This window comes from Ruegeria sp. HKCCD8929 (assembly GCF_013031405.1).
Taxonomy (GTDB): domain Bacteria; phylum Pseudomonadota; class Alphaproteobacteria; order Rhodobacterales; family Rhodobacteraceae; genus Ruegeria.
The window spans coordinates 60,644-80,573 of sequence record NZ_WPZY01000007.1; the positions used below are offsets into that span (position 1 = coordinate 60,644).

Here is a 19,930-nt window from a genome sequence, read left to right on the forward strand (position 1 = left end):
GGGTGAGGATGCACCCAAAAAACAGGGAGTTGAAGAAGTCGATGTCGTTTCACGGCCAAGCGGGTGGAAAACCCGGATGACGCCATTGTTATCCGTCCGAGATCTGAGCATCGGCTTTGGTACAGCGGAAGCGGTTGTACGGGATGTCAATTTCGACGTGATGCCGGGCCAGACACTGGCGCTGGTGGGTGAGTCTGGCTCGGGCAAGACCATCTCGTGCCGCGCAGTCCTGCGCATTCTGCCCCGCACCGCGCAGATCCGGACCGGAACCGTCACCCTGAACGGCGGCAAGGCCCCGTTGATCCTGTCGCAGCTGGGTGAGCGCCAGATGCGCGATGTGCGCGGCGATCGGATCTCGATGATCTTTCAGGAACCTATGCGCTCCCTCTCGCCCCTGCACAAGATCGGCAATCAGGTGAGCGAGGTGTTGTGGCTGCATCGCGGCGCCTCCGAGAAAGAGGCCAAGCGCACCGTTCTGGCGAAATTCGACCGCGTGGGATTCCCGGACCCGGAACGCGCCTACAACTCCTATCCGTTCGAGATGTCGGGCGGCATGCGCCAGCGGGCGATGATCGCCATGGCGATGGTGTCCAAGCCAGACCTGCTGATCGCGGATGAGCCGACCACCGCGCTGGACGTGACCACGCAGGCGCAGGTGCTGGGGCTGATCAAGGAGTTGCAGCAGGAAACCGGCATGGCGCTGATCCTCGTCACCCACGATCTGGGCGTGGTGGCGAACATGGCCGAGCAGGTGGTGGTGATGCACAAGGGCCGGGTGATGGAATCCGGGCCCGCCGCACTGATCCTGGAAAAACCGGCGCATCCCTACACGCAACAGCTCTTCAACGCCGCCCCCGCCATCCCCGATCAGGAAACGGTGGGACTGCCCATGCCGCAAGAGGATCTGATCCTCGAAATGAAGGCGGTGTCCAAGACCTACACCATGCGCTCGGGCCGGGGGTGGAAGGCGGACAAGCTGATCCATGCCTGCCGGGGTGTCGACCTGAGGCTTGCCCGCGGCAAGACGCTGGCCATCGTCGGCGAAAGCGGGTCGGGCAAGACTACCGCGGCGCGGATCGCGCTTGGGGCGGAACTGCCCGATCCCGGCGGTCAGGTTCTGTTCCGCGCAACGCCCGACGGCGAGCCCATCACCGTGCATGAAATGTCACGCGCCCAGCGCACCGCGTTCCAGCGGCAGGCGCAGATGGTGTTTCAGGACCCCTACAGCTCGCTCAGCCCCCGGATGCGCATCCAGGACGCGATGACCGAGCCGCTGGAAATCCACCGTATCGGCACCCGCGCCGAACAGCGCGACAAGGCGGCCGAGATGCTGCAGCGGGTGGGGCTGAACGCGGACATGCTCAAACGCTATCCGCATGCGTTTTCCGGCGGACAGCGCCAGCGCCTGTCGGTGGCCCGCGCGATGATGCTGGACCCGTCGCTTATCGTCTGTGACGAACCGACCTCGGCACTGGACGTGTCCGTGCAGGAGCAGATCCTGACCCTGCTGGAAGACCTGCAGGACAGCCTGAAACTCTCCTACCTCTTCATCTCGCACGATCTGGCCGTGGTGGCCCGGATCGCCGATGAGGTTGCCGTGATGCGGCAGGGGCTGGTGGTGGAACAGGCCCCGCCCGACACATTGTTCTACAACCCTCAACACCCATACACGAAGGCACTGATCGCCGCTCAACCGGAACCCGACATCAACCGCCCGATCGACCTGAAACTGGTTGCTCAAGGCGCGGGATCGCCAGAGAGTTGGGCCGAAGCCTTCCGTTTCTCCGACGCCATGATACCCTCACTCGTGGAGATGGAGCCCGGCCATAAGGTACGTTGTCATGTTTAAGATCCCCCGCACATCCCTTGTCCTCGCCGCGTCTCTCACGCTGGCCGGCCTGATACCGGCCCGCGCCGAACCCATCCCGCCATTACAGGAAAGCGCCTTCTGGAAATCCGAGGTCGAGATGGGTGATCTGCCACCGGTCGAGGAACGCATCCCCGACGATCCGGTCATCGTCGACCTGGCTGCCAAGGGCCGCGAATTCGGTCATCAGGGCGGCACCCTCAGAACCATGGTCACCCGCTCTAAGGACATCCGCCAGATGGTGGTCTACGGCTATTCGCGGCTGGTGGGCTACAACGAGAAATACGAGCTGGTGCCGGATATCCTCGCCTCCTACGAAAACGCGGACAACCGCACGTTCACGCTGCACCTGCGCGAAGGCCACAAATGGTCCGACGGCGCCCCGTTCACCTCGGCGGATTTTGCCTATTGGTGGAACGATGTGGCGAATAACGAGTTGCTCAGCCCCTCGGGTCCGCCCGATTTCCTGAGGGTCGAGGGTGAGTTGCCGCAGGTCTCGTTCCCCGATGAGACCACCGTGGTTTTCGAATGGGCCGATCCGAACCCGAACTTCCTGCAATCGCTGGCGCAGGCGCGCCCGCCCTTCATCTACCGGCCCTCGCACTTCCTCAAACAATACCACGCCGATTACGCCGAAGCGGACGCGCTCGCCGCCGAGGTGGACGATGCCCGCGTCAAAAGCTGGGCCGCGCTGCACAACAAGCTCGACAACATGTACAAATACGATAACCACATGCTGCCGACATTGCAGCCGTGGCTGAACGCTAGCTCGGGCAAGAAGATCCGCCACAACTTCGTGCGCAATCCCTACTATCACCGCATCGACAGCAACGGGGTGCAACTGCCCTATATCGACGTGATCGAGATGGAGATCGTGGCCCCCGGGCTGGTCGCCGCCAAGGCCAACGCGGGCGAGACCGATCTGCAGGCGCGGGGCCTGGATTTCCGCGACGTGTCGATCCTGAAAAAGGGCGAGGCCGGGGGAAACTACAAGACCTATCTGTGGCAGACCGGCGTCGCCTCGCAGATCGCCATCTTCCCGAACCTGAACTATGCCGACGAGGGCTGGCGTGAGGTTCTGCGCGACGTCCGCGTGCGCCGCGCCCTGTCGCTGGCCATCGACCGCAAGACGATCAATCAGGCGCTTTATTTCAAGCTGGGCAAGCCCGGCGCCATGTCGGTGCTGCCAGCCTCGCCTTTCTTCGATGAAAAGAACCTGAAGGCCTGGGCCGACTACGACCCGGATCAGGCCAACACCTTGCTGGACGAGGCCGGGCTGGACAAACGCGACAGCAGCGGCACCCGGCTGTTGCCCGATGGCCGCCCGATGGAGCTGGTGGTCGAGACAGCGGGCGAGCGGCAGGAGGTCGAGAACGCCTTGCAGATCGTCACCGACACTTGGCGCGAGATCGGGGTGAAACTGGTGATGCGCCCGCTGGACCGCGATATCCTGCGCAACCGGGTGTTCGCGGGCAACACCATGGCCGCGGTCTGGTTCGGCTGGGACAACGGCATCCCGCAGGTGTACACCTCGCCCGCCTTTCTGGCCCCGACCGATCAGGTGTTCCTTGCCTGGCCCAAATGGGGGCAATATTACCAGACCAGCGGCGATGTGGGCGAAGCGCCCGACATGCCCGCCGCCCAGCGCCTGATGGAGCTGGCCCATGACTGGGACGTCGCCACCACCGATGAACAACGCGCCGCCGCCTGGAAGGAGATGCTCGGTATCCACGCCGATCAGGTCTATGGCATCGGTATTCTGGCCGGTGCCCCGCAGCCTGTCGTGGTCTCGAACACCCTGCGCAACGTCCCGGAAAAGGCGATGTGGGCCTGGGACCCCGGCGCGCATTTCGGCATCCACCGCGTGGACGAGTTCTTTTTCGCCCAATGACAAGGATCGCTGAATGACCATTCTGCGCTACGCGATCTATCGCTTTGGCACCATGCTGCTGACGCTGCTGGTGGTCTCGGCGCTGATTTTCATCATCATCAACCTGCCGCCGGGGGACTACCTCAGCAACCAGATCGCCGAGCTCCAGGCCTCGGGCCAGTCCGCCGGTGTCGCCAAGGCCGAGTTCCTGCGCAAGGAATACGCGCTCGACCGGCCCCTGTGGGAACAATACATGATCTGGATGGGCTTCATGCCCGGCCCGCACGGGTTCTCGGGCCTGATCCAGGGCAATTTCGGCTGGTCTTTCGAGTTCGACCGCCCGGTCTCCGAGATCGTCGGCGAAAGCCTGTGGCTTACCGTGCTGGTAAACGTGGCCGCGGTGCTCTTCGTCTATCTGGTGGCACTGCCGCTGGGCGTGCTGGCCGCGGCCCGGTCGCGGACATGGGTGGACTATACCTCGGCCTTCATCGGCTATCTGGGTCTTGCGACGCCCAACTTTCTGCTGGCGCTGATCCTGTTCTACTACGGGCACCGCTATTTCAACCTGCCTATCGGCGGCCTGATGGACCCCAGTTTCGAGGGTCAGCCGATGAGCTATGAAAAGATGAAGTCGATCCTCGTGCACCTGATCGTGCCAACCTTCGTGATCGGCACATCCGGCGCCTCGGCGATGATGCAGCGGCTGCGGGCGAACATGCTGGACGAGCTGGGCAAGCCTTATGTCGAAACCGCCATCGCCAAGGGCATGGCCCCGTCGCGGATGCTGACCAAATACCCGCTGCGGGTGGCCTTCAACCCGTTCGTGGCCGATATCGGCAACCTGCTGCCCTCGATGGTGTCCGGCTCGGTGCTGGTTTCGGTGGTGTTGGGCCTGCAAACCATCGGCCCCACCCTGCTGACCGCGCTCAAGACACAGGATCAGTTCCTGTCGGCCTTCGTGCTGATGTTCGTGGCCCTGCTGACGCTGATGGGCACGATGATTTCCGACGTGCTGCTGGTCCTGCTCGACCCGCGCATCCGCTATGAGGGGCGCGAAACATGACCCAGCTACCCGACGGTCGCTATGTCGACGACGCCCCCTACGATCCGCAGGCCTCGATCCAGCAGCTCGAACGCCGCGATCTGGACGCCCCCAACTGGGTGCTGATCTGGCGCAAGTTCAAGACCCACAAGCTGGGCCTGATCTCGGGCATCTTCCTGCTGATCGCCTATTTCCTGATCCCCTTCGCCGGGTTCATCGCGCCCTACGGCCCAAACGAGCGGTTCTCGGAACATCTCTATTCCCCGCCGCAGTCCATCAAGCTGTTCCACGAGGGCAAGTTCCTCGGCCCCTTCGTCTATCCGATGACATCCGAGGCCAATCTGGAAACCTTCCAGTGGGAGTTCAAACCCGACACCTCGCGCCCGCTCAAGCTCAAATTCTTCTGCGAGGGCAGCACCTATAATCTGGCCGGGTTCATCAAGAGCAACCGGCACCTGTTCTGCGCCACCGAAGAGGCGACGATCTTCATCATGGGTTCCGACCGCCTGGGCCGCGACATCTTCAGCCGCGTCTCCTACGGCGCGCAACTGTCGCTGACGGTCGGTCTGATCGGCATCACGGTCTCATTTGTGCTGGGCATCTTCTTCGGCAGCGTCGCGGGCTATTTCGGCGGCCGGATCGACTGGCTCATCAACCGGGTGATCGAGATCCTGCGCTCCCTGCCGGAACTGCCCCTGTGGCTGGCGCTCTCGGCGGCGGTCCCCTCGAACTGGAGCCCGGTGGCGGTGTTCTTCATCATCTCGGTGATCCTGGGCATCCTCGACTGGCCGGGCCTCGCCCGCGCCGTGCGGGCCAAGTTCCTGTCCCTGCGCGAAGAGGAATACGTGCGCGCCGCCGAGATGATGGGCGCCAGTTCGGGCCGGGTGATCCGCAAGCATCTGCTGCCCAATTTCATGAGCCACCTGATCGCCAGCGCCACCTTATCGATCCCGGCCATGATCCTGGGCGAAACCGCGCTGTCCTTCCTCGGACTCGGGCTCAGGGCGCCTGCGGTCAGTTGGGGCGTGATGCTGAACGACGCGCAGAACCTCGCCTCGATCGAGATCTACCCGTGGACTGCGATCCCGATGGTGCCGATCATCATAGTGGTGCTGGCATTCAACTTCCTCGGTGACGGGCTGCGCGACAGCCTCGACCCCTATCAGCAATGACCCAGCTCAGCGCGCTTCCGGCCCCCGACACCTACCGGGTGACCGGGTCAGGCCATCGCCCCAGCGCCTTTGCCGTCAGCGAGCTTGCCACCGCTTCGTTCGCGGCGGTCGGTGTGCAACTGGCGCGGCTGGTGGCGGCACTGAACCTTGAACCCTCGGCGCCCGAAATCACCGTCGACCACCGGCTGGCCTCGCTCTGGTACGGCTGGTCCTTCCGCCCCGACGGGTGGGAGATGCCCGACGCCTGGGACCCGATTGCCGGAGACTACGAAGCGGCAGACGGCTGGATCAGACTGCACACCAACCTGCCCCATCACCGGGCTGCCGCGCTTCGGGTGCTGGACTGCGCATCCAAGCGTGACGCGGTGAAAAGGACCGTGGCGGGCTGGCAGGCGGATGCGCTCGAAACCGCCATCGTGGCCCAGGGCGGCGTGGCCGCGGCGATGCGCAGCCGGGCGGATTGGGCGGCGCATCCGCAGGGCCGGGCCGTCGTTTCCAGTCCGTTGATCGTATGGGCCGGACCGCGCCGGGTCACCCTGCGCGACCGCCCCGAGGCCACCGCCAAACGCCCGCTCGCCGGGCTGCGCGTGCTCGACCTGACCCGGGTGCTGGCCGGTCCCGTATCGACCCGCACGCTGGCCGGCTTTGGCGCCGAGGTGCTGCGGATCGACCCGCCCGGATGGGACGAGCCGGGGGTGATCCCCGACGTCTCGCTGGGCAAACGCTGCGCCTATCTGGAGCTCAAACAGGCCGTCGATCTCGACCGGCTCAAGACGCTCATGGCCGATGCCGACGTGCTGATCCACGGCTACCGCCCCGGCGCGCTCAAGCGGCTGGGGCTGGACCGCGCAACCCGCGACCAAATCGCCCCGAACCGGATCGAGGTCACGCTCAACGCCTATGGCTGGCAGGGCCCATGGTCCACCCGGCGCGGCTTTGACAGTCTGGTTCAGATGAGTTCCGGACTCGCCGCCGCCGGGCGCGACTGGGCTGGAAACAAGAAACCCACGCCCCTGCCGGTGCAGGCGCTGGACCATGCCACCGGCTACCTGATGGCCGCCGCCGCCCTCTCGGCACTTGCCACCGCTGCCTCGGAAGAGGCCGTAACCGACGCGAAACTCTCACTGGCCCGCACGGCGGAGCTGCTGGCTGCACTCGCGAAAACCGCCGATGGCGCCGAAATCACCGCCGCCAAGACCAAGGATTTCACTCCCAAGGCTGAAGCTTCAGACTGGGGCCCGGGCCACCGCCTGCGTCCGGCTTTGAAAGTCGGACAGGTGCGCATGCACTGGCCCTTGCCCGCCTGCCGCCTCGGAACACATCCTCCCGCCTGGCAAGAGCGACCGTACTGACACCCCGCGCGGAACGCGCGGGCCGGGCTCAACCCCGAGAAGCCTCTCGCCAGAGAGGCGCCGAGGGGCGGGAGCGCCACCGCCTACCGGTCGTCACCGCCCGGGCCGATGTCGTCCAGATAATCCTCGTCGATGGCCGCCTGCACCGCGCCGGTCACCGCCTCGCGCTGTTTCGGCGTGAGATCCTCGGAGCTCTTGTCATCGGCCAGCCGCACCGTCACCTCACGATGCGCGAACCTGATCCCCTCGCGCGCGAACAGTTCGCGGATTTCCTGATAAACTTTTTTACGCACCAGCCACTGATCGCCCGGCTTGGTCATGAACTTGACCCGGATGATCATCGCCGAATCCTGCATCTCGATCACGCCCTGCGACTTCAGCGGCTGGATGAAGTTCTCGCCAATCACCGGATCGTCAAGCAGCTGAACCCCCAGCTTCTTGATCAGCTTGCGCACCTTTTCGACATCGGTGTCATAAGTCACCCGCAGCGGCAGTTTCATGATCACCCAGTCGCGCGAATAGTTGGTCAGAACCTTGATCTCGCCAAAGGGAATGGTGTTGAGCGCGCCCAGATGGTGGCGCAGCTGGAACGACCGGACCGAGATCTTTTCAACCGTCCCCTTCACATCCCCGATGTCGATATACTCGCCCTTGCGGAACGCATCGTCGATTAGAAAAAACGCGCCCGAGAAGATATCGCGCACCAATGTCTGCGCGCCAAAACCAACGGCCAGACCAACCACACCGGCGCCGGCAAACAGCGGACTGACATTGATCCCCAGCTCCATCAGCGCAATCAGCGCGATCGAGACCACGACCACCGCCAGAATAGCGCCCCGGAACAGCGGCAACAGCGTCGCCAGACGGCTCTGCCCGCCTTCGCCGCCTTCATCGCCCAACTCGGCCTCGGCCGAACCGTCATCGGCCTCTTCGGCGATCTTGCTGTCGATCCAGATGCGGAAGAAGTGAAACAGGATATAGCCGATGAACAGGATCACCATCAGATCCAGCGCCCGCTCGACCGGCAGGTCCTGGGTCCAGTCCGCGTCCGGGTACCAGATCACCACCAGTGCATAGGCGCCCACCACAAAGGCCAGAATACCCGCCACGCGCCGGGCTAGATCCTCATAGGTGGCAATCGGATGACGCTGCGGCTCGGACACCTCCATATCATCGGCATCCACATCGGCCTCGCTCCCGTCTTCGGCATCGGCGGCCTCGGCGTTCAGCTCGTCGATCTGGCGTGAGCGGTCGAAATACCGCTCAAGCAGATAGTTCATCGCCCCATAGGCAATAACCACCGACATGAAGATCGCATAGGTCCCCGCCACCAGCGGGATCGAGGCCGGGTTTTCCAGCACCAGATCCAGCGCCAGCTTGAACCAGCTGAAGGCGATATAGATTACCAGCACCGGCGCCCAGGCAAACGCCACAAGCTGCAAGATCCACGACACGTCCTCGGGTTTTCTGCCGCCGCGGATCGCATGAGAAATCGCCCGCGCGTTGAACAGAACCATCAGCACATTGCCAAGCGCGCCCACCAGCGTCAGGCAGCCATAGACCATGGCATAGACGTTGTAGTTCAGCCCGAAATCAGCGACCCAGGTCGCAAACATCACCACCGAGATATCGAACGTCGCCAGCGCCGAGGCCCAGATATACAGCCGCTTGGCATCGCGGTCGGAAAACGGCGGCAGCCGGTACTGGCTGAGGAATGGCGACAGCACCATGCGCCACAGGTCCGACACCGTGCGGGCCAGAAAGAACGTGACAAAGATGGTTGTCACCGTGAACTGAATCGAGATGTCCTTCTCCGTCCCGATGAAAAACAACTCGCCAACGATATAGGCCAGCAGCATTGCAAAAAGCGTCGCGCCGATCCCCATGAGAAAGCGAAAAACCAGAAACGGCATCTTTTCGCGAAAGCCGACCGGGTTTTTCTTGATCCGCGACACGACCAGATGCTTTGCAATCCGCTTGGCGTAGATCTCGATCGACAGCCAGCGTCCGATCATCAGGAACAGTACGGCCCATAACAGCACCTCGACATAGGTCATCATCCGCCCGTCGGGGCTGGTCTGGCGCAGGACGTACTGGACCTCGAATATCGAATAGGGCAGCGCCTCAAGCCGGGATTCCAGCGAGCTGCGGAATTCCGAGAACCGCTCCTGCGCCTTCATCAGCTGCGACCCTTCGGCCATGTGATCGCCGGCGTTCTCGGACGTGCCCGAGGCATCGCCCGCCTGCCCCGACGACACCAGCTTGCCGGTGCTGTCGATCACGATCACGCTGGCACCCGCCTCCGACGCCTCGCGGATCGCGGCGGCAAGATCGCCGTCGGTGGCGGCCGCATCGTCACCCGTTGGATACCCGGGAATCAGCGAGGTCTGCGCTTGCACCGCAGGAACGACCGTCAGAAAAGCGACCCAAAGCGTCAGGATCAGGCGGAGAAGAAACACTTGCGTCATCAGGTCTTGCGTCCAGTTTCTATTGCTCGCGCCAACTTACAGGAGCGGTTGCAGCTCTTCAAACAGCAACCTTGCCCATTCACCGGATCTCGCAGGGCCGTGCCCATCCGGCACCGCCGCGCCAGAAGGGTGTTTTCAAGTCCGCCGGATTTGAATATGACGATTCAGGTCACCTGTCGGGTTCCGCCCGGCATCAGGGGTGGAAAGCTAGACGGCGGCACTTGCGAAGGGCCGCGCATCAAAACGACAGGGGCGCAATAACTCCATGACGGGCTCAGCATCTGCCACTGCACGCGACGGCTGGCCCGGACGCCATGGCAGCAGGCGCGCGGCTGTTGCCCATTCGCAATGTTCCGGGCTCATCGGTGGGGGCCTGAGGGCGTTTGATAAGCCAAGCCCGCAAAACTGCGCTAACAGGTTCTTACGCGCGGGCCCAGCATCGCAACCGAAACCACGGGCACAGGCATGAGCCGACACAGTACCGCAACCCCCTCCGGCCGCACGCCGCGTATCATGTTCTACAGCCACGACACATTTGGGCTGGGGCATCTGCGGCGCTCACGCGCGCTGGCGGCGGCGATTACCGAAGCCGATCCAACCGCTTCGGCCCTGATCCTGACCGGATCGCCGGTTGCGGGCCGGTTCACCTTTCCGCGCCGCGTCGACCACGTGCGCCTTCCCGGCGTCACGAAACGGGCCGACGGGTCTTATGCCGCGCGCACAATCGGCATGGGGATCGAAGAAGTGACCGAGCTGCGCTCGAGCCTGATCCGCACGGCGGTCGAGCAGTATCACCCTGATGTGCTGATCGTCGACAAGGAACCCACCGGATTTCGTGGTGAGTTGCTGCCCTCGCTCGAAATGCTGGAACAGCAGGGCCAGGCCAAACTGGTTCTGGGCCTGCGCGACGTGCTGGACGAACCCGAAGTGCTGGCCGCCGAATGGGCCCGCAAAGAGGCAATCGCGGCGACCGAACGGTTCTATCATGAGATCTGGGTTTACGGCCTGCGCTCGATCTACGATCCCACCTCGGGCCTGCCACTGAACGCGCAGACCCAGGCCCGGATGCACTGGACCGGTTATCTACGCCGCGACCTCGGCCCGATCGGCGAGCCACCGGAACAGCCCTATATCCTGATCACACCCGGGGGTGGCGGCGACGGCAAGGCGATGGTCAATCAGGTTCTCTCGGCCTACGAAAAGGACCCCGATCTGCAACCCCGCGCCGTGCTGGTCTATGGCCCGTTCCTGTCGGGCGATCTGCGCGCCGAGTTCGAAACCCGCGTCGCTGCTCTGGGCGGGCGCGTCACCGCAGTAGGCTTTGAATCGCAGATCGAAACGCTCTTTGCCGGTGCGGCGGGCGTCGTCTGCATGGGCGGCTACAACACCTTTTGCGAGGTTCTCTCCTTCGACAAACGCGCGGTCATCGTGCCGCGCATGGTGCCTCGCCTCGAACAATGGATCCGCGCCTCGCGCGCCGAGGATCTGGGGCTGGTCCGGATGCTGGACGAAACCCGCGACGGGCTGTCGGCGGATGCGATGATCCAGGCGATCCGCGCCCTGCCACACCAGCCGATGCCGTCGCAGGCGATGACCAGCGGCCTGCTGAACGGGCTGGACTATGTCACCGCGCGGATCAGCGCGCTTTTGGGCGGGGCACAGGAACGGGCGGTGGGATGACACAAGGCACGGCCAATCTGGCGGTGCTGGTCAAGGGATGGCCACGCCTGTCCGAGACGTTCATCGCGCAAGAGCTTATGGCGCTGGAAGAGGCCGGGCACCGCTTCGACATCTGGTCCCTGCGCCACCCCACCGACACCAAACGCCACCCCCTGCATGACCGGCTGCACGCGCAGGTGCATTACCTGCCGGAATATCTCTATCAGGAGCCACAGCGCATCTGGCACGCCCGCGCCATCGCCCAGCGGCTGCCTGGCTATGCCGAAGCCTACACCGTCTGGCGCGCCGATCTGGCCCGCGACCGCACCCATAACCGCATCCGCCGCTTCGGGCAGGCCTGCGTGCTGGCCGCCGAACTCCCCGAAGGGGCCGAGGGGCTCTACGCCCATTTCATGCACACCCCATCCTCGGTCGCCCGCTACGCCGCGATCATGCGCGACCTGCCATGGAGCTTTTCGGCCCATGCCAAGGACATCTGGACCTCGCCGGAGTGGGAAAAACGCGAGAAGCTGCAAGCCGAAACCCACGGCGCCACCTTCGGCGCCACCTGCACCGCCTTTGGCGCGCAGCACCTCCGCGAACTGGCCGACGACCCGGACCGGATCGACCTTATCTATCACGGCCTTGACCTGTCCCGCTTTCCCGCTCCGCCTGAGCGGGCGCAACGGGCGGCAGACGATCCGCTGCACATGCTCTCGGTCGGACGTCTAGTCGAAAAGAAGGGCTTCGACCGGCTGATCGCTGCCTTCGCGCTGCTGCCGCCGGAGCTCGACTGGCACTGGACCCATATCGGCGGCGGCGGCTCGCGCGACCGGTTGCAGGCACAGGCCGAGGCCGCCGGAATCGCCCATCGCATCACCTGGCGCGGAGCCTGCGATCAGCCGGAGGTGGTCGAGGCGATGCGACAATCGGACCTGTTCGTGCTGCCCAGCCGAGTGGCGGCGGATGGCGACCGGGACGGGCTGCCGAACGTGCTGATGGAAGCGGCCTCACAGCTCCTGCCGATCCTCTCCACGCCGGTCTCGGCCATCCCCGAATTCATCGAAAACGGCACCCACGGCACCCTGTCCGAGGACGCGCCGGAAGCGCTGGCACAAGCCATCCGAGATATCGCAAGCGCCCCCGACGCCATCGCCAAAATGGCACAGGCCGCACGGAACCGATTAGTGTCGGATTTCGGCATGGCCCCGGGCATCGCGCAACTGTCCCAACGGCTCCACGCGCTCTGCGCGGACGGATCGTCATGACCCGCGTCGCCTTTTACGCGCCGATGAAATCCCCGCACAGCCCGGTGCCCTCGGGCGACCGCGAAATGGCCCGCAACCTGATGACCGCCATCGGTGCCGACGGCGAGCAGGTCGATCTGGTCTCGGAGCTCAGGATTTACGACAAGACCGGGGATCCCGATCTACAGGCCCGCCTGCGCGCCGCCGCCGAGGCCGAGGCTCAACGGCTCATCGAAACCCTGCCCGCCGATACGGGGCTCTGGGTGACCTATCACAACTACTACAAAGCCCCCGACCTGCTGGGCCCGCAGGTCTGCCGCGCACGAAAAATTCCCTATGTTCAACTGGAAAGCACCCGCGCCACCAGCCGCCTGACCGGGCCTTGGGCCGGATTTGCCGAGGCCGCACATCAGGCCTGCGACGCGGCGCAGGTGATCTTCTACTTCACCGCCAACGACCTGATCACGCTCAAGCGGGAACGGTTCGGATCGCAGGCATTGGTGCACATGCCGCCCTTCCTGCCCGCCTCCACCCTGCCCCCGGCCTCGAACTGCGCAGGCCCCATGCTGACAGCCGGGATGATGCGGGCGGGAGACAAGTTGCAGTCCTACCGGATCATCGCCGAAGCGCTGGCCGCTCTCGATTGCGACTGGACACTGGAGATCGTCGGGGACGGCCCGGCCCGCGATCAGGTCGAGACGCTGATGGCCCCCTATGGCTACAAGATCCGGTTCCTCGGCCAGTTGGGCCGTGACGCATTGCAGGCGGCCTATCAACGCGCCTCTCTGTTTCTCTGGCCGGGCGTGAACGAAGCCTTCGGCATGGTCTATCTGGAAGCTCAGGCCACAGGCCTGCCGGTGATCGCACAGGATCGCCCCGGCGTGCGCGACGTGCTGCTGCCCGGAGATTACCCCGCCCCAGAGGATGGCCCCGCCGCGCTGGCCCGCAGCATCGAGACTCTGCGCAGCGATCCAGAGCAGCGCCGCGCCCAAGGTACTGCAGCGCGCGCGCATATCGAAGCGCATCACCTGATCCCATCGGCCACCCGCACCTTCTGGTCGGCGGTTTCGCCGCTGCTGGAGGACACCGCATGAGCCACCTCGCCCTCCTGCGCCACGGCCACACTGAATGGAACCGCGCCGGGCGGATACAGGGCCGCAGCGACATCCCGCTGGACAACGAGGCCCGCGCCGACCTGGCCGGGTATCGCCTGCCCTCCCCATGGGACGGCGCCGATCTCTGGTCCAGCCCGCTGGCCCGCGCACGCGAAACCGCCGCTCTGGTGGCGGGCCGAGAGCCGCAACTGGCACCGGAACTGACCGAGATGAACTGGGGCGACTGGGAGGGTCAGCGCGGCGTCGACCTCATCGCCGACCCGCAGAGCGGCTATCGCCATATCGAGGACTGGAGCTGGGAGTTCCGGCCGCCGAACGGCGAGAGCCCGGCAGAGCTATGGCAGCGCGTGGCGGCATGGCTGAACCGAATCGAGCGGGATAGCGTCGCCGTCTGCCATATCGGCATCATGCGGGTCATTCTGGCCAAGGCCTGGGGATGGGATTTCGACGGCCCGGCCCCGTTCAAGATCAAGCGGAACCGGCTCTACATCGTCGACCCTGACAGGATGCGCCCCGAGCCCGAACCTGTCCGCCTGCTGACAGGAGACGCGCCGTGAAAGTCATGATCGCCGTCACCCATCTGCTGGGCACCGGCCATCTGAGCCGGGCACTGACGCTGGGCCGCGCGTTCCGGGATGCGGGCCACACGGTGCTGCTGGTCTCGGGCGGTACGCCCGCACCGCAGCTGAACCATGACGGTCTCGATCTGTTTGGGCTGCCGCCGCTGCGCTCGGACGGCACCGATTTCTCGCGCCTGCTGACCGAAAGCGGTGAGGCGGCGGACGAAACCCACCTGCAGGCCCGGATCACGGCGCTGCAGACCGCGGTCACACAATTCGCGCCGGATGTTCTGATCACCGAACTCTATCCCTTTGGCCGCAGGGTTCTGGCCCGCGAATTCCAGGCTCTCTTGCAAGCGGCGCACGCGCTTGCGCCGCGCCCGCTTGTTCTCAGCTCGATCCGCGACATCCTGGCTCCGCCCTCGAAGCCATCCCGGGTTGAGCAAACCCAAGCAATGGTCACGGATTTCTATGACGGCGTTCTGGTCCATTCCGACCCGCTTAGCACAAAACTGGAGACCAGCTGGCCCGTATCCGAGGCTCTGGCACAAAAGCTGCACTACACTGGCTACGTCGCCCCACCTCCCGCCGGGTCGCACCCGTCGCAGGCCGGAGACGGCGAGGTTCTGGTCAGTGCGGGCGGCGGATCGGTTGGCGCGCCCATCTTCCGCGCGGCCATCGAGGCCGCCCGTAAGATCACCAACATGCGCTGGCGCCTGCTGGTGGGCGGTCGGGACGCGAATGCGCGCATTGCCGAACTGCGCGCCCATGTCAGCGATGCGCCGGTCGAGATCGAACCGGCCCGCCCCGATTTTCGGCAGATGTTGAACCACGCCGCCGCTTCAGTCAGCATGTGCGGCTACAACACCGCGCTGGATCTGTTGCAGAGCGGTGTCCCGACGGTGCTGATCCCCTTTGACGACGGCAAGGAAGTGGAACAGGGTCTGCGCGCCCGAAGTCTCGCAAGCCTGCCTGCCATTGAGGTGCTTGAGAGCGGTGATTTGACGCCGGACGCATTGGCGCACTTAGTCGAACGCGCCATTGCCGCAGGCCCTCGCGCGGGATCGGATCTGAATTTCGACGGCGCGGCACAGTCGGTCACCATCGCCGAGAAACTGCTGGAGGCCCGCCGATGACACCGGACTGGAGCCCACTGGACCGGGAACTTGCGATCTGGGGCGACGAAGGTCTGACCTTGCCCCTGTGGTGGCGGGATGACGACGCAACCGCTCCGACCTCGAAATTGACCCGGCTGTCCGAACTATCGGAACGGCTGGGCCTGCCGGTGCACCTGGCCGTGGTTCCCAAACCGGCGGAAGCGGCGCTGGCGGATTACATCACGTCTCGCCCGCATCTGATCGCGGTCGTGCATGGCTGGGCACACAAAAACCACGCGCCTAAGGAAGAGAAAAAGGCCGAGTTCCGGCTGCACCGCCCGCTGGATCAGGTTCTGGCCGATGCCGAGGCCGGGCTGGCCCGGCTGCGCGGCCTTTTCGGCACTGCGCTCCGCCCAATGTTCGTGCCGCCCTGGAACCGGATCGCGCCCGAGACAGTCTCCGGCCTGCCCACCCTCGGCTTCCGGGTTCTGTCGACCGCCACGCCGCGCAAGACCGCGCTGGCCGCGCCGGACATGGAGCAGGTGAACACGCATCTCGATCCGATCGACTGGCGCGGAACCCGGGGGCTGGTGGACCCGAACGTCCTGATCGGCCAGATGGTTACCCTGCTGCAGGACCGGCGCGCGGGCCGGACTGACAATGATGAGCCGCTCGGCCTGTTGACCCATCATCTTGTCCATGATCAAGACATCTGGACCTTTACCGAGGCGCTGGCCACCCGGCTGATGGCCGGCCCTGTCCGCGTCTGGACCGCGCCCGCAAACTGAACCGCAAAGGATGTTTCGATGAGCCGACTGGATTCCATGCTGCGCCGCCTGACCGCCCAACGGGACGGGTTGAACTGGGCGGCGGGGCTGATCTCCGGCCTTGAGGGCGACGTGCTGGACATGGGGCTGGGCAACGGGCGCACCTATGACCACCTGCGCGAGGTCCTGCCCGACCGCCGCATCTGGGTGATGGACCGGGTGCTGCAATGCCACCCGTCCTGCGTGCCGCCCGATGAGGACTTCCTGCAGGGAGAGGCCGAACCGATGCTGGAGAGGCTGGCTGACGGCAACCACCAGATCGCGATGGCGCATTACGATTTCGGCATGGGGATCAAGGCGGATGACGTGGCCGAGGCGGCCCGGCTCAGCCCGCTGATCGCGCGCGTGATGGTACCCGGTGGCCTGCTGATCTCGGGCCAGCCGCTGGTGGGGTTCAAGCAGATCGCCGGACCCGACACCATCGCGCCCGACCGCTACCTGTTCTACCGGGCCTGACTGCGCGCAGCCTTCGCCGCGCGCGGTGACAAGGCGTTTGCAAACGCCTTGAAGCGGTTTTCAAACCGCTTAAGCCGCTTGTAAGCGGCTTGGCCTGCCACATGGCTCATGAAACGCGCTGCCCCCGCGACCAGACGGCCCGCAGAGCCGGAACACCCGCCCGCATCCGGAACCGGATCAGATCGGCGCGCGCTCCGATTCGAATCTCCCCCCGATCCTCAAGCCCCACCGCCTGCGCCGGGGCCTGCGTGACGGTCCTCATCCCGCGTGCCACATCGCCCCAGATCTCGCCCAGCCGCGCCGCCGACAGCAACAGCGCCGAGGGCACGTAATCCGACGACACGATGTCAAGCAGGTCCACCTCGGCCAGTTCCTGCGCGGCCACATTGCCGGAATGCGACCCGCCCCGGATCAGGTTGGGCGCGCCCATCATCACCTGAATGCCATGCGCGTGACAGGCCTGCGCCGCCTCGACCGTCGTCGGGAATTCAGCCAACCGAATGCCGTGACCCGCCGACACCTGCACCTGATCGCACGTCGTATCGTCGTGGCTCGCCAGCACCGCGCCGAACCGGCGCGCGGCCCTGACCGCCTCGACCTCATGCACCTCGCCATATTCATCGCGCAGCGCCTTGAGATGGGCGACATGCTGCAGGAACTGATCATCGCTCATCCCGTGCTTGCCCCGCACATAGGCCTCAAGCTTGGCCATGTCGCGGAACTGGCGCTGGCCCGGTGTATGATCCATCAGCGAGACCAGACCCACGCGATCCTCGGCCCCGAACTCATCCAGTTCCTCGACCAGGGTATCCGAGCAGACCTCGGCGCGCAGATGCAGGAAATGCGAGATCTTCAGCGCATCCGCGTCCCGCAATTCCAGCAATTCGCTGGCCAGCCGGCGGGCGTATTTGCCATAGCTGCTTTCCTTGCGGGTCACCGATCCCACCCGCATCGCGTCGAACACGGTGGTGATGCCGGTGCTGGCCAGCTCTGCATCATGGGCGATGATGGCGGCGGCGTGGGGCCAATCCACACGCGGGCGCGGCATGATATGGCGCTCCAGATTGTCGGTGTGCAGCTCGATCAGGCCCGGGGCAACATAATCCCCGCCGCAATCCACCGCCCCCGCCGGAACCGCGCTGCCCTGATCCATTTCGGTGATGGCCTCACCCACGATCCGGACACTGCCCGTGACGGTTTCGCCGGGCAGAACAAGCGTGGCATTGGCAAGGATCAACTCTTCTGTCATCTGAACTTCACGTGGTTTGAGCTATGGGATGGGCCGCGACACAGGAGGCCGATGTGACATTCACGCGATACGCGATCTACTACGCCCCGCCCGCCGACGCGGAGTGGACCCGGTTCGGAACCGCCTGGCTGGGCTGGGACATGGAAACTGGAACCGAGATCGCGCAGCCGCAAGTGGACGGCCTCGACGTCCCGTCCATCACCGCCACGCCGCGCAAATACGGGCTGCATGGGACATTGAAGCCGCCCTTCCGTCTGGCCGAGGGGCAAAGCTTGCTCGCGCTTCAGGAAGCCTGCGCGGCGCTCGCTGCCACGCGCGTGCCGGTCACACTTGCGGGGCTGAAAATCGCTCGTCTGGGCCGGTTCCTCGCGGCGCGCCCACTGGGTGACACCAGCGGGCTGAACGCTCTCGCCGCCGCCAGCGTGCGCGAACTCGACGGCTTTCGCGCGCCCGCCTCCGACACCGAACTCGCCCGCCGCCGCGCCTCGGGGCTCACCCCGGCGCAGGAGCAGAACCTCTCGCAATGGGGTTACCCTTACGTGATGGATGACTTCCGTTTTCACATCACCCTCACCGGACGGCTGGACAAGCCCACGCTGGCGCAGGTACAAACGGCGCTGGAGACCCGGATTGCACTGATGCTGCCGCAGCCATTCACCATCACCGATCTGGCGTTGATGGGCGAGGCCGAAGACGGGCGGTTTCACCTGATCCATCGCTACGCCCTTTCCAGTTGAAGCCGGTTCAGGATCGCCTCGACCGTCGCGTCCAACGGGCCGGAATTGTCGGCCTTGATGACACAGGCCAGCCCTTCGGGCAGAGGTGCGGCCCGGGCCAGACGCCGGGCGCGCCCCGCCGCATCCTCCCGCCCGCGCGCCGCCAGCCGCTGCGCCAGAACCTCAGGCGCGGCGGTCAGGGATATGACGATCAGTGACCCAAACACATCCTGCGCCAGCAACAGAACCCTGCGCGACAGGTTGACCACAACCGCTTGCGCCTCCTGACGCCGCATCTCGATCTCAACCGGCACGCCGTAACGCAACCCATGTGCCGACCAGCTCAGTACGAACGCTCCGGCACCCTCCATCCGGTCGAACTCGGCCTCAGAGACGCGGGCAAAATCCTCGCCCCCTGCGTCTTCGGGCCGGGTGATCACCCGGCGCATCCGGTGGATGCCCGGCACCCGCGCCACCAGCGCATCAATGACGCTGTCCTTGCCGACACCCGAGGGGCCGACCACCGCGATGACCGGTGCGCGCGTCATGCCGCCACTCCCGGCGCAAAACGGGACACATCCACCTCACGGTCACAGACCCGGGCCCGCGCCTGAACGTCGTGAAAGATCCCAACAATAGCCGCCCCGCGCGCCTTGGCCTCTTCGATCAGCGACAGCACGGTTTCCCGGTTCTGCGCATCCAGGCTCGCCGTCGGCTCATCCAGCAGCATCGCCGGATAGTCATGTGCAAACCCGCGCGCGATGTTCACTCGTTGCTGCTCACCCCCGGAAAACGTCGTCGGGCTCAGCGACCACAGCCGCTCGGGAATGTTCAGCCGCACCAGCAACCCGGCGGCCTTGTCCCGCGCCGCCTGTTTGCCGACCCCGACCGCCAACAGCGGCTCGGCCACCACATCCAGTGTTGGCACCCGAGGCATCACCCGCAGGAACTGACTAACATAACCTAGAACCTCCCGCCGCAGCGCCAGAATCTCGCGCGGCTCGGCATACGCCAGATCCAGCCCGCCCACAAACACCCGCCCCGAAGCGGCCAGATAATTGCCGTAGATCACCCGCATCAGCGTGGATTTCCCCGCGCCCGAGGCCCCGGTCAACGCCACGCACTCCCCCGGGCTTACCGTCAGCGCAGCCCCCTCCATCACCGGGATCACGGCACCACCCTGATTGTGCAGGGTAAAGCTCTTGCTCACATCGGTCAGCTCAATCATCGCAT

Annotated in this window: 17 protein-coding genes; 13 read left to right on the plus strand and 4 right to left on the minus strand. The window is 65.1% G+C overall.

From position 1 onward, the window contains the following. Positions 1 to 76 precede the first annotated feature (76 nt). Genes GOX53_RS12685 through GOX53_RS12705 form a run of 5 tightly spaced genes read left to right on the plus strand, consistent with a single transcriptional unit; the run spans position 77 to position 7,303 of the window. Positions 77 to 1,849, plus strand: a complete 1,773-nt coding sequence (locus GOX53_RS12685; RefSeq protein WP_171176866.1) for an ABC transporter ATP-binding protein — start codon at positions 77 to 79, stop codon at positions 1,847 to 1,849. Next, positions 1,842 to 3,758 (plus strand): ABC transporter substrate-binding protein, encoded by a 1,917-nt coding sequence (locus GOX53_RS12690; protein WP_171176868.1) that lies wholly within the window; start codon positions 1,842 to 1,844, stop codon positions 3,756 to 3,758. The genes GOX53_RS12685 and GOX53_RS12690 overlap by 8 nt, the downstream gene beginning before the upstream one ends. A 13-nt stretch (positions 3,759 to 3,771) precedes the next feature. After that, positions 3,772 to 4,800: an ABC transporter permease gene (locus GOX53_RS12695; RefSeq protein ID WP_171176870.1), complete on the plus strand. Its 1,029-nt coding sequence runs from the start codon at positions 3,772 to 3,774 to the stop codon at positions 4,798 to 4,800. Continuing rightward, a complete protein-coding gene (locus GOX53_RS12700) occupies positions 4,797 to 5,951 on the plus strand; it encodes an ABC transporter permease (protein ID WP_171176872.1) in 1,155 nt (384 codons plus the stop codon). Before GOX53_RS12695 ends, GOX53_RS12700 begins: the two co-directional genes overlap by 4 nt. Next, the gene (locus tag GOX53_RS12705) at positions 5,948 to 7,303 is read left to right on the plus strand and encodes a CoA transferase (protein ID WP_171176874.1); all 1,356 of its coding nucleotides are present in this window, start codon (positions 5,948 to 5,950) and stop codon (positions 7,301 to 7,303) included. The genes GOX53_RS12700 and GOX53_RS12705 overlap by 4 nt, the downstream gene beginning before the upstream one ends. Positions 7,304 to 7,386: 83 nt before the next feature. On the opposite strand, the gene GOX53_RS12710 is transcribed toward GOX53_RS12705, so the two are convergent. Beyond that, complete coding sequence (locus GOX53_RS12710) at positions 7,387 to 9,771, minus strand: mechanosensitive ion channel family protein (RefSeq protein ID WP_171176876.1); 2,385 nt, start codon at positions 9,769 to 9,771, stop codon at positions 7,387 to 7,389. Between the two features lie 465 nt (positions 9,772 to 10,236). On the opposite strand from GOX53_RS12710, the gene GOX53_RS12715 reads away from it, so the two are divergent. From GOX53_RS12715 to GOX53_RS12745, 7 genes are read left to right on the plus strand one after another with little or no spacing between them, the layout of a single operon-like run. After that, a complete protein-coding gene (locus GOX53_RS12715; protein WP_171176878.1) occupies positions 10,237 to 11,451 on the plus strand; it encodes a glycosyltransferase family protein in 1,215 nt (404 codons plus the stop codon). Continuing rightward, on the plus strand, positions 11,448 to 12,698 hold the full coding sequence (locus GOX53_RS12720; RefSeq protein WP_171176879.1) for a glycosyltransferase family 4 protein: 1,251 nt from the start codon (positions 11,448 to 11,450) through the stop codon (positions 12,696 to 12,698). Before GOX53_RS12715 ends, GOX53_RS12720 begins: the two co-directional genes overlap by 4 nt. Next, positions 12,695 to 13,771 (plus strand): glycosyltransferase family 4 protein, encoded by a 1,077-nt coding sequence (locus GOX53_RS12725; protein WP_171176882.1) that lies wholly within the window; start codon positions 12,695 to 12,697, stop codon positions 13,769 to 13,771. The genes GOX53_RS12720 and GOX53_RS12725 overlap by 4 nt, the downstream gene beginning before the upstream one ends. Continuing rightward, positions 13,768 to 14,349, plus strand: coding sequence for a histidine phosphatase family protein (locus GOX53_RS12730; RefSeq protein WP_171176883.1), 582 nt, complete (start codon positions 13,768 to 13,770; stop codon positions 14,347 to 14,349). The genes GOX53_RS12725 and GOX53_RS12730 overlap by 4 nt, the downstream gene beginning before the upstream one ends. Then, positions 14,346 to 15,488, plus strand: a complete 1,143-nt coding sequence (locus GOX53_RS12735; protein ID WP_171176885.1) for a glycosyltransferase — start codon at positions 14,346 to 14,348, stop codon at positions 15,486 to 15,488. Before GOX53_RS12730 ends, GOX53_RS12735 begins: the two co-directional genes overlap by 4 nt. Beyond that, complete coding sequence (locus GOX53_RS12740; protein ID WP_171176887.1) at positions 15,485 to 16,237, plus strand: polysaccharide deacetylase family protein; 753 nt, start codon at positions 15,485 to 15,487, stop codon at positions 16,235 to 16,237. Before GOX53_RS12735 ends, GOX53_RS12740 begins: the two co-directional genes overlap by 4 nt. 18 nt (positions 16,238 to 16,255) lie before the next feature. Further along, on the plus strand, positions 16,256 to 16,732 hold the full coding sequence (locus tag GOX53_RS12745) for a class I SAM-dependent methyltransferase (protein WP_171176889.1): 477 nt from the start codon (positions 16,256 to 16,258) through the stop codon (positions 16,730 to 16,732). A 106-nt stretch (positions 16,733 to 16,838) separates the two neighbouring features. Here the strand turns inward: GOX53_RS12745 and GOX53_RS12750 are convergent, their stop codons facing one another. Next, on the minus strand, positions 16,839 to 17,981 hold the full coding sequence (locus GOX53_RS12750; RefSeq protein ID WP_171176891.1) for an alpha-D-ribose 1-methylphosphonate 5-triphosphate diphosphatase: 1,143 nt from the start codon (positions 17,979 to 17,981) through the stop codon (positions 16,839 to 16,841). Positions 17,982 to 18,034: 53 nt separating this feature from the next. Here GOX53_RS12750 and GOX53_RS12755 point away from each other — a divergent pair, with 53 nt between their 5' ends. Next, positions 18,035 to 18,718 (plus strand): DUF1045 domain-containing protein, encoded by a 684-nt coding sequence (locus GOX53_RS12755; protein WP_171176893.1) that lies wholly within the window; start codon positions 18,035 to 18,037, stop codon positions 18,716 to 18,718. Here the strand turns inward: GOX53_RS12755 and phnN are convergent. Beyond that, positions 18,700 to 19,245 (minus strand): phosphonate metabolism protein/1,5-bisphosphokinase (PRPP-forming) PhnN, encoded by a 546-nt coding sequence (gene phnN, locus GOX53_RS12760; RefSeq protein WP_171176894.1) that lies wholly within the window; start codon positions 19,243 to 19,245, stop codon positions 18,700 to 18,702. The two genes, GOX53_RS12755 and phnN, sit on opposite strands and share 19 nt — an antisense overlap. After that, positions 19,242 to 19,925 carry a phosphonate C-P lyase system protein PhnL gene (gene phnL / locus GOX53_RS12765; RefSeq protein WP_171176896.1) on the minus strand — a complete coding sequence of 228 codons (684 nt, stop codon included), beginning with the start codon at positions 19,923 to 19,925 and terminating at the stop codon, positions 19,242 to 19,244. Before phnL ends, phnN begins: the two co-directional genes overlap by 4 nt. Positions 19,926 to 19,930 lie beyond the last annotated feature (5 nt).

What these genes read in the sequence shown, in the direction of transcription:
- GOX53_RS12685 (WP_171176866.1), top strand. Translation starts at nt 77, where the DNA reads ATGACGCCATTGTTATCCGTCCGAGATCTGAGCATCGGCTTTGGTACA.
- GOX53_RS12690 (WP_171176868.1), top strand. Translation starts at nt 1,842, where the DNA reads ATGTTTAAGATCCCCCGCACATCCCTTGTCCTCGCCGCGTCTCTCACG.
- GOX53_RS12695 (WP_171176870.1), top strand. Translation starts at nt 3,772, where the DNA reads ATGACCATTCTGCGCTACGCGATCTATCGCTTTGGCACCATGCTGCTG.
- GOX53_RS12700 (WP_171176872.1), top strand. Translation starts at nt 4,797, where the DNA reads ATGACCCAGCTACCCGACGGTCGCTATGTCGACGACGCCCCCTACGAT.
- GOX53_RS12705 (WP_171176874.1), top strand. Translation starts at nt 5,948, where the DNA reads ATGACCCAGCTCAGCGCGCTTCCGGCCCCCGACACCTACCGGGTGACC.
- GOX53_RS12710 (WP_171176876.1), bottom strand. Translation starts at nt 9,771, where the DNA reads ATGACGCAAGTGTTTCTTCTCCGCCTGATCCTGACGCTTTGGGTCGCT.
- GOX53_RS12715 (WP_171176878.1), top strand. Translation starts at nt 10,237, where the DNA reads ATGAGCCGACACAGTACCGCAACCCCCTCCGGCCGCACGCCGCGTATC.
- GOX53_RS12720 (WP_171176879.1), top strand. Translation starts at nt 11,448, where the DNA reads ATGACACAAGGCACGGCCAATCTGGCGGTGCTGGTCAAGGGATGGCCA.
- GOX53_RS12725 (WP_171176882.1), top strand. Translation starts at nt 12,695, where the DNA reads ATGACCCGCGTCGCCTTTTACGCGCCGATGAAATCCCCGCACAGCCCG.
- GOX53_RS12730 (WP_171176883.1), top strand. Translation starts at nt 13,768, where the DNA reads ATGAGCCACCTCGCCCTCCTGCGCCACGGCCACACTGAATGGAACCGC.
- GOX53_RS12740 (WP_171176887.1), top strand. Translation starts at nt 15,485, where the DNA reads ATGACACCGGACTGGAGCCCACTGGACCGGGAACTTGCGATCTGGGGC.
- GOX53_RS12745 (WP_171176889.1), top strand. Translation starts at nt 16,256, where the DNA reads ATGAGCCGACTGGATTCCATGCTGCGCCGCCTGACCGCCCAACGGGAC.
- GOX53_RS12750 (WP_171176891.1), bottom strand. Translation starts at nt 17,981, where the DNA reads ATGACAGAAGAGTTGATCCTTGCCAATGCCACGCTTGTTCTGCCCGGC.
- phnN (WP_171176894.1), bottom strand. Translation starts at nt 19,245, where the DNA reads ATGACGCGCGCACCGGTCATCGCGGTGGTCGGCCCCTCGGGTGTCGGC.
- phnL (WP_171176896.1), bottom strand. Translation starts at nt 19,925, where the DNA reads ATGATTGAGCTGACCGATGTGAGCAAGAGCTTTACCCTGCACAATCAG.